Origin of the sequence: Rossellomorea marisflavi, assembly GCF_009806575.1 — a bacterium.
GTDB classification, from domain to species: domain Bacteria; phylum Bacillota; class Bacilli; order Bacillales; family Bacillaceae_B; genus Rossellomorea; species Rossellomorea marisflavi_A.
In genome coordinates, this window is record NZ_CP047095.1 from 4,358,252 (window position 1) to 4,372,007 (window position 13,756).

Sequence of the window (13,756 nt, forward strand, 5' to 3'; positions counted from 1 at the left end):
TACTTCTTATTGATAGTTTACAAAAGCCGGTGCAGGGTCCAGTTCCAGGACGTCTTCAGGCGTCATGACCGGTTCATCCTTCTTGTAGAATACTTTGAACCCGCCGTACTGGATCGGCTGATTATGGACGAGCTGATGGTAACCTGCCCGCTTCAATCCAGCAATTCCGTGACCGTCATTATTCAGCACCACTTCCACATTCTCTGTAGGCTGGATCGCGTCTTTATTGTTCAGGATGATATCGGCAAATTGGTGCACAACCACCATTTTGTCTGGCAGGTCGTTCTCCTCAGTCAGTTTGGAAATATACTCAATCGCCTCTTGCACTTCCTCACCATCTACATGCCCCAGATCTTCACCGGGAACCTGTCCGTCTGTCACATGGAATTCAGTATCGATGGCCAAGTGAACATTCGGACGCTTCAAATACTTCTCTACCAGTTTCACTTGATGCATGATCGTGTCTTTCCCCAATTGAATATCCAGGATCAACAGTGCATCATTCTCCTCTGCGAGCTTCGCATACGTCTCGATATCCTCTTCAGATGTCGGAACCATATACAGACCATCATCCCCAGGACTACGCTGCGCCACGGTTGCGATCAATTCAATCGCAGGGATGGCCGGACGATCCGGATCCAGTTCAGAATAGGCCTTCGTCTGTTCCTTCAATTTGGTCATCAACTCATCCGGACTGTACTCACCTAGGATCCCCATGTTCTCAGAACGGGGGGTTCCATAGTAGGAAACAATCCTATTCTCTTTTAAGGGACCATCCGTCTGGTCTTCCTTATCCTTAGCAAGCGTCTGCCCAAGTGGCACACTTCTCGTCGTGTCATCACCATGCGCCTCAGAAGTCGGCATATTCGACTGCTGCTCACTCGTATAATGACTCTCAATCGGCTCGGCACCCTCAGATGGCTTGATCGCTTCATAGCTCGCCACAGGTTCCTTCTTCGCAGGCTCCTCTTTCTTCTTCTCATTCTCTTTCTTTGAGGTCTGCTCCGTCTTCGGCTCTTTCTTCTCAGTACTTGCTTCCTCAGAGCAGCCCGCCAACAGCAAACCCGGGACCACACCAAAGAAAGCTCCTGCCATCACTAGTTTTTTCACATTATCCCACCTGTTTCAACACGTATTTCATATGTATGATGATCCGTCCACACCACAAATGATTTCTTTACCATTTTTACTATAATTCTATCAGAATATCAAATGTATCTAGTTTGTAGAGACCTTACCATTTACCATACCACGTGAAAACAGGAATAATCGTATATTTAAAATGTTTTAACAATTTCAGGTGATCTTCTTGTAATATAGTAAAAAGGGCTTGTGAAATAAGAAAGAGGTGCAAAAGTATGTTTGGCGTCATTCATTTTGAAGTATTTCTTCTAACGGGAATCCTACTGAACCTGATTCCCGGAGCAGACACGATGTATATTGTCGGTCGAAGCATATCACAAGGTCGGACAGCAGGTATTTACTCGGTGCTGGGGATCATTAGCGGTTCCCTAGTCCATACGTTATTCGTGGCGTTTGGTCTATCCTTGATCTTGGTAAAATCCGTTCTCTTATTCAATGTCATCAAGGTCATCGGAGTCGTGTACCTCGTATACCTGGGTATTCGCATGATTCTAGATAAATCGAATCTTGCCTTCCAACAAGCGACAGGCACCACAATGAACAAACGAAAAATCTACATCCAGGGCTTACTGACCAGTCTCACCAATCCCAAAGTATCGCTATTCTTTATCGCATTCATGCCTCAGTTCATAGACCCCAATGTCACAAGTCCCGTCCCATTCTTGATACTAGGACTAACCTTTTTCATAACGGGGTTGCTCTGGTGCCTGTTCGTAGCCTACTTCTCCTCCTACGTCACCAAAACGCTCAGGGGAAACCAAAAGGTTGGACAGGTCTTGAATAAAGTAACCGGAGTGATCTTTATCGGGATGGGGATCAAACTCCTTCAAACAAAAGCTCCGAGCTAAAGTAGATAAAAATCTCCAGATTGCAAACAAGCCGATCAGATTTCGTCTGATCGGCTTTCTTTAGAATTACAATATATTCCCGTTACCTAAAAACATTTTGTGATTCCTTAAAAATATATTAGTATGGAAGATAACAATCGGATTAAAAGAGGTGCTACCATGCGTATTAACAAATATATAAGCGAAGCCGGAAAAGCGTCCAGGCGCGGTGCGGACAGACTCATCGAAGACGGTAGGGTCACCATCAACGGAAAACGCGCCACAATCGGCGACCAGGTGAACCCCGGAGATGACGTCGTCGTAGACGGGAACCCAATCCGGGTCGCACGAAACAACGTATACATTGCCTTGAACAAACCAGTAGGCATCACCAGCACAACAGAAAAAGGCGTAAAAGGAAACATCGTCGACCTCGTCAACCATCCCTTGAGAATCTTCAACATTGGACGACTCGATAAGGACTCCGAGGGACTCATCCTCATGACCAACGACGGTGACATCGTAAACGAAATCCTGCGCTCAGAAAACCAACACGAAAAAGAATACATCGTCTCAGTCGACAAGCCCATTACACCTGAATTCGTCAAGAAAATGTCAGAAGGCGTCAAAATCCTAGGGACCACAACGCTCCCATGTAAAGTCGAGCAACTATCAAAATTCGACTTCCAAATTACACTGACACAGGGATTGAACCGCCAGATCCGCCGTATGTGTGAGGTATTGGGGTATAATGTGTACCGATTGCAGCGGACGCGGATCATGAATATCCAGTTGGGGAAACTGCCTCCTGGCCAGTGGAGGGATCTGTCTAAGAAAGAGAAGACTCAGTTGTTTAGGGAGTTGGATTATGAGGCTCGGGAGTGGTGAGTGGGGGACTAATTTCTTACTCTTGAAAAAGAAGAGCAACGTTCGTTTTATCTTGGAACGTTGCTCTTTTATTTTTTGTTTTTTATTTATGATACGGTTCACAGTGGTTATTTGAGAGGCAAAAAACATATAAAGACGAGAGACAAATCTCTCGTCTATTTTCAATTGCAAATTCTTAAATGTCTATTTATAAGATTAAGTATCCGAAACTTCTTGTCACTTGGTTAATAAACTTATTACTACTAAATATAGCTTCTATTGAGAGTAGGGGCTTAGAAATACCAAGGGTTTTAAGTTATCACCTTGAGTTAGAATACTCCCATAAAGGAATTGTTAATTTAATATTCCTGGATAGTTACTTATTAAATTGATTTATAATTGGTTACAACTTGTATATTGCTTCCAAATTTCCTTTTGACTCTGCATTCAATTTCCGCTCCCATAATATCCATTTGAAATGAAAGTATCTTAGCTAGTCCCCTTGGAACAAAACCAAGTTGCTTATCTTGGTGAAAAATTTGAATTGCAAATGAATCAAATTCATTCTCCTGCTGTCTCTTTAACAATAATTTCTCTCCCACTTTAATAAGTTTCGCTACCTCAATTCTTTCTGCTTCATACGGTATTCCTTTCACATTGAAGGAATAATTAGTCTTATTAAAATTACTTGTGGTTTTGTCATTTAGATTAATTTTTGATATTAAATTAAAGATATTACGTATTCCGTAAGTTGATTTTATCCCACACTTATTAATTTCTTCCACTTGAAGATTCACAAACCAATTTATAAAGGAACGTAAATCTATAGGGCCGTCATAAGACTCTGATAAGAGCAAACAATCTTTTCTAGATATCAAACCCATATCCTTCAACCACAAAGCATAAGTATCGTTCAATCCACTTTTTATTTTTGCTGGGAGACTTAAAATACTCTTACTAAGACTAGTCCAATCGCGCTGTAATATATACGATGCAATGAAGATTACAGATGTAATTCCCCAAGGATATCTATAAGCTAGGCAATCTTCTATGTAAACATTCATTAAATCTGCGTTTTCTTCTCCAACAGAATCTGACCACAACCTTCTAAGCGTTTCTAAATCATCCCCATTTATCCACGAAAGTATAAAAGGTTCGAGCTTGGTATTACCCACGATTGAAACGTTTTTTAAAGTTTCTTTGGGTTGCATTTCTTCACATAATATTAAGCATTTTAGTGCTAGCTTTAAAAATTCCACTTCATTTTCTTCCTCAAATGCCTTACTAAGATTTTGAGTACTTAGTAAAGTTTCTTCAATTTTAATGCATGAATCAAGAGTTAAACCCGTTCTCGCAAATACAACTTTTCTTTCACGTGGTTCAATACTCCAAAAACGATTAGCAGTTTCAAGTAAGATGCTTTTAACATATTGTGAATCTTCATCTATGGATTGTATTTTAAATAAGGTATCTCCTACAAAAGACTCCATTAGTTGTTGATCTGGAGTATCAACTACTTCTTCCACAAGAAAATTCATAAGTGCAGGTTCAGAGTATTCTGCGATAATGTCTTGTAAAGCTTGTTTAGAAATCCTTCCTTCACGATGTAATTCCATTGCAACAGTAAATATACTTCTAACGCGCTCAGAATTCAGTGGATTGGAGTATTCATTATATAAAGCTCTATCCCTTGCAGAATTAATAACAAAAACAACCTGACCTTCTGTCTCTCGCCCTGCTCTACCAGATCTACCAACTATATTCCAAAAATCCCTAACTTTAACTGATAACCGTTCAGAAGGGTTTGGGATAATATCCAAGGAGTAGACCAGTAAAGTTTTTATTGGTAAATTTACTCCTTGACCTAGCGTATGTGTTGCAACAAGTATTTTTAACTTTTTTTGCGCGTATTCTCTTTCGACAGCTTTTCTTACTTCATCTGCTAAATCTCCAAAATGAGGTGCTACTCCCCTGCTTATACATTGTGTTATTATGCTATCCTCTCCATACCACCTAATTGCAGCTTCCAGTGCTTCACTATCATCTACCTTCGGAAAATGTGTTTCAGCATCATAATAATTATCTAAGATATCGATTAATTTCAAGAATGCTTTTAATACGCTATAGACACCTCCCCCACCACCTCGGCCAACTGTAGCACAATATATAAGTACTGATCCTTCCCGGAGATACCGGTACGCTAAAATTGCTGTTGATTCGGACTTGTTGGTAAAATTAGGGAAAATCTTTTCGATAACCCTTTTCTTCTTCTTCCCCTTGGTGATTTTCCATTGTAAAGGGTTTATAAAATTCGGAATGAAAATCTTTTTAGATCTACTACCTATGTCTTGAACATAATTATTAAATTCAACTTGGCCATTAGTTCCAATCCATGAAAAGTAACCTATTAACCTTCTTGTAGGCTGCCATGCGTGACCATCGTATTGTTTAGGTGAATCTATTTTTGATTGTTCATTATTTATTAGCCATTTTGCAAACTCATCACTATCAGCATCAGGCATAACTGCTGAAATAAATAAAAATCTGCTGTGTTTTGGTGTAAACCATCTTTTAAGGCGTGTGAGAAGTAATTCGAATTGTGCTGATCTACTATCTAAATTACCTAAGACATGTCCCTCATCGAATACAAAAAGAGAAATATCATCAAATAACTCAGGCTTTACTCTGATTAAGAAGTCAACCTTTTCAGGCGTAGCAACTAATACATCAGCTTCTCTTAACCAAAATTGATCAAGTTCATTCAACTCATAACTTCCGGATAGGCTAGAAACTACATAGCCTAATTTCGATAAACGACTACTTAAGTTATTTTCCACCTCATTGACAAGTGAACGAAAAGGAGCAATATAAAGGCACTTTTTGTTACTTCCGATCTGTTGTAAAATGGATAATTCAGCAATTAAGGTCTTTCCTGCGCTAGTCGGCATTTGAATAATAAAACCTCTGTTATCTTCTAATACACCTTTATTTATTGCATTAATTTGGGATTTCCAGAACTCTGATTGAGATAATCTCTCTTCAGGAGGTAGCAGTTTATTATCTGAATAAGGACTTGTAGCAAGCAACCTTAAATATGGTTCCCAAATCTCAGATGACTCTTCAATGAATTCCGATAATACTGTCCAAGTTGTACGATGATAAGAAATATGCATTTTAAATTCTAATAATGTTAATATAGTTGTGAGAGTCGCATCTCTTAGATTTAGGGCTAAATCCTTTGCTTCCGCTAAATCTTTGTAAAAATCGCCATTAACTCCAGTTAACTGAAACTTGCTAAATTCACTAATTGCTTTTCTCCAAAAATATTCAATTTCATTATCAGAATCCCCTATAAGTTGCATGTCAGCTGGTTTAATAGCCTGTAGCTGCTTCCTTAATAGCAAAGTCACTAATGAGAATAAATTATTTACACTTATGTCCAATGATTCATTTTCTTCAATTTTATATTCAAGCGAGTTTAATATACACGAAGAATTAGCTTGAAAACCTGATAAGTCATAGCAAAGTGCAGATAAAACCTTAGCATAATCTTTGTCATATTCTTCAGACATTAAAGAAAAAGTTTCAAATAGTTCGGCAGAAACTTTAAGTCCTTGCATACATACTGGACTTTCTTTGTGAGTCAAAACTTTGGCACTTGCTGAACTTAGAAATAATGCATAACCCCATATTGTTGATTCATTATAGGTTGCTTTGAAATTTGCCCCCATTTTTTTTGCGAAAATCTGACCATACTGGTTCCTAAAAAACGAAGAATCTATCAATTCTTCTACTTGTTTTTCTTTTTTATTAATATATTCAAGGAGTTCCATAAACAATTTCCTCCCCAACATCAGGTACTAGTGAAAAACAATGATTTGCTAATTCGTCAAGTTCGTCAATGAGTAAAACATTAAAATTTAGTCCGTGATTTAGTCCTTTGAATTTATCTAGTTCTATTATTATATCTTCATTCCATAAACTCTTTTCATGTACCAAAAAGATATGATGGTCAGTTGGGAAATTGGCCTTTTGTAGCACTATTTCATCAAATTGATCAGAAAGATCATAATTACCTTCATTAAAATAGAGAGTAGACATAAAATCTGCAATTGTAATAATAGAAGATGTATCATTTATATAAAGTGAGTCATGAGCTTTTACACCAATTTGTTTATCGTATGTAATTTTTGTCTTTGTTTCGCATATACAGAGGCTACGGACCTTTCCAGCGCCATCAAGTTGAACACCAAATACATCTATACCAAAAGAGGATTTTTTCCTATTAAGCTTATACCTTAGTTTTATTAATGCAGTTTCTAAATTCATAACATCTCGTAAAAATAAACTTGAAACAATTTCTCCCCAGTCGCCACGTCGAACATTTTTATCTATTACCGTAGATAAGTCAGGGAATACTTCATTCTTCAAATATTCACGTAATTCATCTTTTTTCCTTTTAAGATACCTTCTTTTTAAGTGTTCTGGATTTTTATATGCTATAAGCAGTTCCCCAGCAAGCCATGATGGAAATAACTTTTCTTCTCTCACTTCTGTTTCGGAAACATCTATTATATTAAATTTATATCCATGATTACTTCGCTTCGAATGGTTAAGCCAGTCTCGTATCATATAGAGTCCCCCGTTTTAAAGTAATTCTAATTCAATTTTACCCTAACTAACAAATATATCCAACGTTTAAACTTTTTGGCTCATCACCACAACTTGTGGTTGACTCCCATTTAAAGAATAAATTTACATTTAAGGGTACAAAGAAAGCGAAAACTCCTGTATCGTAATTGTTGACGAGACAAACCACGAGAGGAGTTTTCGCTTTGTGTATCTATCGTAACAAATTTCACCTTTTACTTCCAACCCCTTTTTCTATTTTTTCCACTGAGTATCCAAATACGGTTCGTGTCGTAACGCCAAGGCAATGCATTTTGTGTCCGGTTTGTCATGGCAAAACGGCGTGTCACCAGCGCACCAACCCCTATGTCCGCCACAGCTATTCTTGGCATACAGGAGTCATATGGCTGGAAATGGAGAGTGTTCGCCAACGGTGTGTTTCATGTGATCTAACGTTCACATACGATTTTGAGCTTGGTCTACAACGAGGATCGACGGCTTATTTTCGTGAACAAATCGTAAAGCGTTGCCACGGTCGTCCCCTCACACAGGTCTCAGACGAATATGGCATTCCTTATACTACGCTTGAGCGCTGGTTTTATGACCATACTTCAACCGAAATGGATCATCAAACTCAAACAGCGAAGCACATCTGTATCGACGAGTTTGCCCTCCGAAAAGGACACGATTATGCCATGGCCGCACTCGATGCGGACACCGGTCAGGTCCTTCACCTTGAACCTGGCCGGGACCAGACAGACGTAGAAAAGCTCCTCAGAGTGGTCGGTTCAAAAGCTCACACCATCATCAGTGATTTTGCGCCGGTTATGGCCAAGGCCATGGCATCCATCACACCCTTCGCTTATCATGTGTTGGATCGCTTTCACCTGATCCAGTTTTGTACGGAGGCCCTGAAGAGAAGGCGAAAGTATCTTCAGTCCGCCAAGAAGTCTTTCAAAGCTCGATTCATTGATCGGTGCTTGACGGTTATGCAACGCAGTTAACCAAAGAAGAACACTCCCATGTCGTCTCTTGGCTGGAGGAGGACTGGACGACACGGCAGCTTTACCACCTTCTTCAGCATGTGCGTTATGTCTTGAAATCTCAAGGGACCCACCAATCCAAACGCCGATTGGATGACCTGATCAAGCGTTTTGGCTTTCACGAGTGCGGAGTAGCTGCCTCTATTATGAAAACGATTCAGGCACGATATGAACCGATGATCCAAACCATTTTATCTCCTTATTCCAACGGAATCATGGAAGGGACGAATAACAAAATTAAGTTGATTAAACGTCGCGGATTTGGTTATCGAAATGAAAAGAACCTGTTTCTTCGCATTCGCTCAGAAACAGGTCATTGTTTTCAACCACGACTTTTGGTGAATAACCTTACTTTTGCCTAATTACCTACTATTTGAATAATTATACCAATTTTATCTAATTTTGGGAGTTTTTATTTTATTAAACTTTAGAAAAATACCCCTTCTCTAATATTTCTATACATTTATACCAATAATAATAAGCCTCTGGATCAAACTTCTTTATTCTATTAAAGTTTTTAAAATCTGGAGAATTTATCGTATATAAATTTAGATCGATATCCTTGTGGAATCTTTCTATTTCAATTTCATGTTTTAATAATAAGGAAAGGTAAGCAGCCTTTGATGCACTATTTACAGCCGATTCAATAATATAATTCATTGAAAATATGTAATCTTTAATTGATCGAACACCCTTTTCTAAATCTAAAAAAATATTTCGCTCTATCCCACCACGAGATCCTATTATTTTTGATGTATAAAATATATCATCAAGAACATCTAAATATGTATAGTCTTTCTCCAATCCCCTATATTGAAGTTCTTGTTGTGCCATTGATTTGAACGTCTCTCTTACAGTATCACTGTCACTCATTAAATCAAATAAATTTGCTACATCAAATAATTGCTTTACTATTTCTAATTCTTTATTCTTGCCGTATGGTATACCTGTTGTATTCGGTGCAAATGCTGTTAATTTATCACCCAATATACAATCTATACTAGGAATGTTAACAAACCTCGCAGGCTCTTTATAATTTATAAAATCACAATTAATGTCTTTATGCACTATCTGACTATAATGACTTTTTTCAAATAATATATCTAAAAGTATGTACTTTTCAATTCCATCCAACACTGAAATATAATATATTTTATAATGTGCTTTAGGGATATCTTTATCAGAGTATCTTTTATTTTCTTCATACCTCAGAAATACACCACTATTTTTTATTACTTCATCTAACGCAGAACCTATATTTGTATTTTCCTTAGTATTTTCAATAATTATATCGATATCAATTGAAAATCGATGGATTTGTTGAAATAACAGCAATAAAGATGTTCCACCTTTAAAAATGAAATCTAATCCTGTACACGTTAATGTTTCAAGTAGATGTAGTGCTTTTGTTACTTTTTCTATCAATTCTGGATCGGCCTTTTTTCTCCTATTTCCATATCTTTTGCTTGCTTCCTCAATCCAATCCTTTGTAAACGTAACCTCTCCCAGCAACTATTTCACCTCATATAAATATATATTTTTTATCTATAGATGTTTCCTCTAAAATAAAATCCATTAAACGTTCTTTTACATTCCTTTTTGTTGCGTACCTATTTAAAGTTGACTGATTAATATTAAATGTTTCAAAAATCAATTCATAAATATTTGCTAATTCCTTGCCCTGATACATTATAAATAAGTCTTTTTCAATAAATAAATCTACTAATATTTTCTCTATTTTAGGGACATGAATTTTTTCTTGTAATTGAATTGGAGATTCAACAACTAAATTTTTGACAACTATATTGTTTTTTCCAGTTAATAAATAAGTGTCTATTTCATTTTTACTTGGGTTTAAAAAAACGTTACTTCTTGTTTCTTGAAGTAGTGAAAATACTGATTCCATTGCATCCTTATCAACTTCTACAATTACATTATCAGTTCTTGGTTGATGTACCATATAATTGTTCAACCAATTAGTTTCCCAAATACTAATATCGATATATGGAAACTGTTCTTTTATTTTGTTATACATCCTTTTTAAACTTAGATTTATAGGTGGAATAAAGTCTATTCTACTCTCCAACATATAAGTTCCTCTTTTAACACTTGTAATTATTCCTTCCTTCTTTAAATTGTAAATCCTCCATCTAAAAGTATTTTCATTTAAATCAGGCTCATAATTTAAATAAAAATGATATAACTCTCTACTTGTAAAAGGTCTGTTTAAAAAGTTTCTTTTCACTTCCGATATACGAAATTTATCGCTCACTTTTATCACCTCTTTCTATTTTACTAAAAAACAAACATTTGGGATTTAAATATCTGTATATCCGTTTGTTTGAACTTTCTATTTCCATTATACACCTAAAAATTTAAGTACTAAACCACACTATTATTTATTTTTTTAAAAACAAACATTTGGGATTTAAATATTTATATACCCATTTGTTTATTTTCTATAATATCAATAAAAGTTAGTATGACATATGATTTCTATGCCATCTTATATTTCTTAAAAAAATTAAAGGAAAAACAAACATTTGGATGTAAACTAAATAAATATCCGTTTGTTGGTTATTTAATAATATTATTAAAAGCTCTAAGAAGTTATATCCTTTAAAGAAACTATAAAAACCAAACAATCGGATTTTTTTCTTTAATATTTCCGTTTGTTTGTGTATATTATCTAATTTTTAATAACTAATAGTTGTTAATGAAAAGAGTGTGCGTTTTTGACTAAATATAATATAAATAATATAAAATGGGGTTTCATTCAAAAAAATAAAAAAGACAGGAATTTATACCTGTCATTTGAAACATTCTTTCAATTTATTTTACTAATTTATTTTGCCACTCTCTTCCTATAATCAATTCTACTCTTTGTTTTACCACTATTTGTGATACGGTTCCCCCCGATTAATCCGAAAAGCCCGATAAAGCTGCTCCACCAGCACCAATCGCATCAGCTGATGAGGAAACGTCATCTTTGAAAACGATAGTTTTTCATCGGCCCGCTTCAATACATCATCACTTAGCCCAAGTGATCCACCGATGATGAAGGCGACTTTGCTTTTGCCGTAGGTGGCGAGTTTGTCGAGGGTGTCGGCTAGTTCCTCGGAGGATTTCATTTTGCCCTGGATGGCGAGGGCGATGACGTGGTGGTCCGGGGAGATCTTGGAGAGGATGCGCTCGCCTTCTTTGTTTTTGACCTGCTGCATCTCGGAGTCGCTCAGGACTTCGGGGGCTTTTTCATCGGCGAGCTCGACGATGTCGATTTTGGCGTAGGCCCCGAGTCGTTTCGTGTATTCGGCGATTCCTTGCTTCAGGTATTTTTCTTTCAGTTTACCGACGGTGATGATGGTGATGTTCATGGTTTATCCACACTCTCTTTACAAACAGATTACAAACATATTATCCACAGAATTTATCCACATATCCACAAAACCCATCCATATGTCGTGGGGGAATATTAGTTCGCCACTACATATATTGCGTTATTCCCACAATATTCACAGGTTGTGGATAACTGTTTTTCCTTTGGAAGCTCTTCCAGTTTAGGCGCGACCTCATGCTCATCGACGGCGATGTCGAGTGCGAGTTCCACGTGTTCCAGGCAGCAGTTAATCATGCTGAATCGACTCCTTTTGCTATGTTTTTATACTTATCCACAGGTTATCATAACACGTAAAGAAAAAGCAGGAAAGGGATGCCCTCTTCCTGCTTTTACGTTATCCACATATTACAATTGTGATTCATCCGTTAATTTCATTGTGACTTCTTGAAGTTTTCCGTCGCGGTAGAATTTCACCTTCATGGAGTCGCCGACTTTTTTCTTCGTGTAAAGATGTTTCCGCAAGTCGACGGTACTTTCAATTTTCTCACCATCAAGCTCAACGATGACATCAAGCTCTTGCAGCTTTGCTTGGGCTGCTGGCGAGTTAGGCATAACCTGGCGAACCAACACGCCTGATTTCACATCTTTAGGAAGCTTCAATGTTTCTTGTTGGTGATACGATGATACTTCGCTCACATCTTGGAGCGTGATTCCCATTGAAGGACGTTTCACTTCTCCATGCTCTTCAAGATCTTCTATGATCGGTTGAGCAGAGTTGATTGGAATTGCAAGACCGATTCCTTCAACGGCGTCCTGGGCGATCTTCATGGAGTTGATTCCGACAAGCTGACCGGAAATATTGACGAGTGCTCCACCGCTGTTACCAGGGTTGATGGCCGCATCCGTCTGGATGACTTCCGTATTCCAGTCTTCAACGCCGTCCTGGTTGATATCAACCGGAATCGTACGGTTCACACCGGACACGATCCCTTGTGTCACAGAACCTGAGAACTGAAGGCCAAGGGGGTTACCGATGGCGATGACCGGTTCACCCTGTTTCAATTTATCAGAGTCACCGAATTTCGCAATGGCACTGTCTTTTACATTGCTGCCCTCGATTTCAATGACCGCAAGATCCGTCCACTGATCGGCACCGCGAGCATTAGCTTTTACTTTGGACCCATCTGAAAGGGTGACTTCAAGCTGATCGGCCCCTTCAATAACGTGGTTGTTCGTGACGATGAGGACCTTGTCCCCTTCACGCTTGTAGATGACACCGGAACCTGATCCCGCTTCCTGGGTTTGAGATCCGTCATTACCGGATTGACCCCAGAAGCTCTGAGACTGGATGTTGCTGATCCCGACAACAGAATCACCGGCTTTTTCAACGGCTTTCGTGACATCCGACGATACATCGACCGCCACATTCTCCGTTTTCGCACTATCCACCTTATTCTCAGTCGTCACGCCGTTCGCATTATTATTCGAACCGAACAAATCGGTCCCGGTCAACTGAGGTACCGCCACCAGCACTAAAAGCGCACCGACAATCACACCAATCAAACCCGAGAAGAAAATCCCGCCGCCTCCTCGTCTCCTTCTTTCCCTATTCTCCGAAGAGGGTCCCTGATCATAATATCCCATCTATTCTTCATCCTTTCTCCATTATTAGTCCATTCGTTAGTTTTTCTTTACTACCCTCATTATAGTCAGATTAAATTAGAAACTGATGAAAAAAAAGTAAGAAAACCATGATGATATAGAGGCAATTTTGTGAACATTCAAGGCGCAAAAACCCATCTTTTCAAATCCCCACACAACTAAAATGAAGGGAAGGAGGGTTGATGCTTGCCTCATCTATGCACTAACACCTCATATCAACCACTAGTGCAGTGCAGCGGAGGCCGACC

General features: G+C 38.2%; 11 protein-coding genes and 1 pseudogene. 4 read left to right on the top strand and 8 right to left on the bottom strand.

Annotated features, from left to right (window positions below; all coding sequences use genetic code 11):
* Window positions 1-6: 6 nt before the first annotated feature.
* On the bottom strand, window positions 7-1,110 hold the full coding sequence (locus D5E69_RS22325; RefSeq protein ID WP_249931538.1) for a hypothetical protein: 1,104 nt from the start codon (window positions 1,108-1,110) through the stop codon (window positions 7-9).
* A 248-nt stretch (window positions 1,111-1,358) separates the two neighbouring features.
* Here D5E69_RS22325 and D5E69_RS22330 point away from each other — a divergent pair, with 248 nt between their 5' ends.
* Window positions 1,359-1,991 (top strand): LysE family translocator, encoded by a 633-nt coding sequence (locus D5E69_RS22330; RefSeq protein WP_159130291.1) that lies wholly within the window; start codon window positions 1,359-1,361, stop codon window positions 1,989-1,991.
* A 159-nt stretch (window positions 1,992-2,150) separates the two neighbouring features.
* Window positions 2,151-2,858 carry a 23S rRNA pseudouridine(2604) synthase RluF gene (gene rluF, locus D5E69_RS22335; protein ID WP_048004606.1) on the top strand — a complete coding sequence of 236 codons (708 nt, stop codon included), beginning with the start codon at window positions 2,151-2,153 and terminating at the stop codon, window positions 2,856-2,858.
* Window positions 2,859-3,220: 362 nt separating this feature from the next.
* Here the strand turns inward: rluF and D5E69_RS22340 are convergent, their stop codons facing one another.
* Complete coding sequence (locus tag D5E69_RS22340; protein WP_159130292.1) at window positions 3,221-6,670, bottom strand: DEAD/DEAH box helicase; 3,450 nt, start codon at window positions 6,668-6,670, stop codon at window positions 3,221-3,223.
* Window positions 6,657-7,469 carry a Hachiman antiphage defense system protein HamA gene (locus D5E69_RS22345; protein WP_159130293.1) on the bottom strand — a complete coding sequence of 271 codons (813 nt, stop codon included), beginning with the start codon at window positions 7,467-7,469 and terminating at the stop codon, window positions 6,657-6,659. Before D5E69_RS22345 ends, D5E69_RS22340 begins: the two co-directional genes overlap by 14 nt.
* A gap of 617 nt (window positions 7,470-8,086) precedes the next feature.
* Here D5E69_RS22345 and D5E69_RS23925 point away from each other — a divergent pair.
* Complete coding sequence (locus D5E69_RS23925; RefSeq protein ID WP_159130294.1) at window positions 8,087-8,470, top strand: transposase; 384 nt, start codon at window positions 8,087-8,089, stop codon at window positions 8,468-8,470.
* Window positions 8,443-8,808: pseudogene (locus tag D5E69_RS23930) on the top strand (transposase); the annotation flags it as partial. The gene D5E69_RS23925 and the pseudogene D5E69_RS23930, both read left to right, overlap by 28 nt.
* Before the next feature lie 121 nt (window positions 8,809-8,929).
* On the opposite strand, the gene D5E69_RS22360 reads toward D5E69_RS23930, so the two are convergent.
* The 5 genes from D5E69_RS22360 to D5E69_RS22380 all read right to left on the bottom strand — a co-directional run bounded on the left by D5E69_RS22360 (window position 8,930) and on the right by D5E69_RS22380 (window position 13,490).
* The gene (locus D5E69_RS22360; RefSeq protein WP_159130296.1) at window positions 8,930-10,021 is read right to left on the bottom strand and encodes a nucleotidyl transferase AbiEii/AbiGii toxin family protein; all 1,092 of its coding nucleotides are present in this window, start codon (window positions 10,019-10,021) and stop codon (window positions 8,930-8,932) included.
* 10 nt (window positions 10,022-10,031) lie between these two features.
* Complete coding sequence (locus D5E69_RS22365; protein ID WP_159130297.1) at window positions 10,032-10,781, bottom strand: DUF6577 family protein; 750 nt, start codon at window positions 10,779-10,781, stop codon at window positions 10,032-10,034.
* Between the two features lie 622 nt (window positions 10,782-11,403).
* Window positions 11,404-11,883 (bottom strand): 23S rRNA (pseudouridine(1915)-N(3))-methyltransferase RlmH, encoded by a 480-nt coding sequence (gene rlmH / locus D5E69_RS22370; RefSeq protein ID WP_159130298.1) that lies wholly within the window; start codon window positions 11,881-11,883, stop codon window positions 11,404-11,406.
* 98 nt (window positions 11,884-11,981) lie between these two features.
* The gene (locus D5E69_RS22375; protein ID WP_082139223.1) at window positions 11,982-12,140 is read right to left on the bottom strand and encodes a CxxH/CxxC protein; all 159 of its coding nucleotides are present in this window, start codon (window positions 12,138-12,140) and stop codon (window positions 11,982-11,984) included.
* Between the two features lie 111 nt (window positions 12,141-12,251).
* Entirely contained in the window at window positions 12,252-13,490 is a 1,239-nt protein-coding gene (locus tag D5E69_RS22380) for a S1C family serine protease (protein ID WP_159130299.1), read from the bottom strand.
* Window positions 13,491-13,756: the final 266 nt, after the last annotated feature.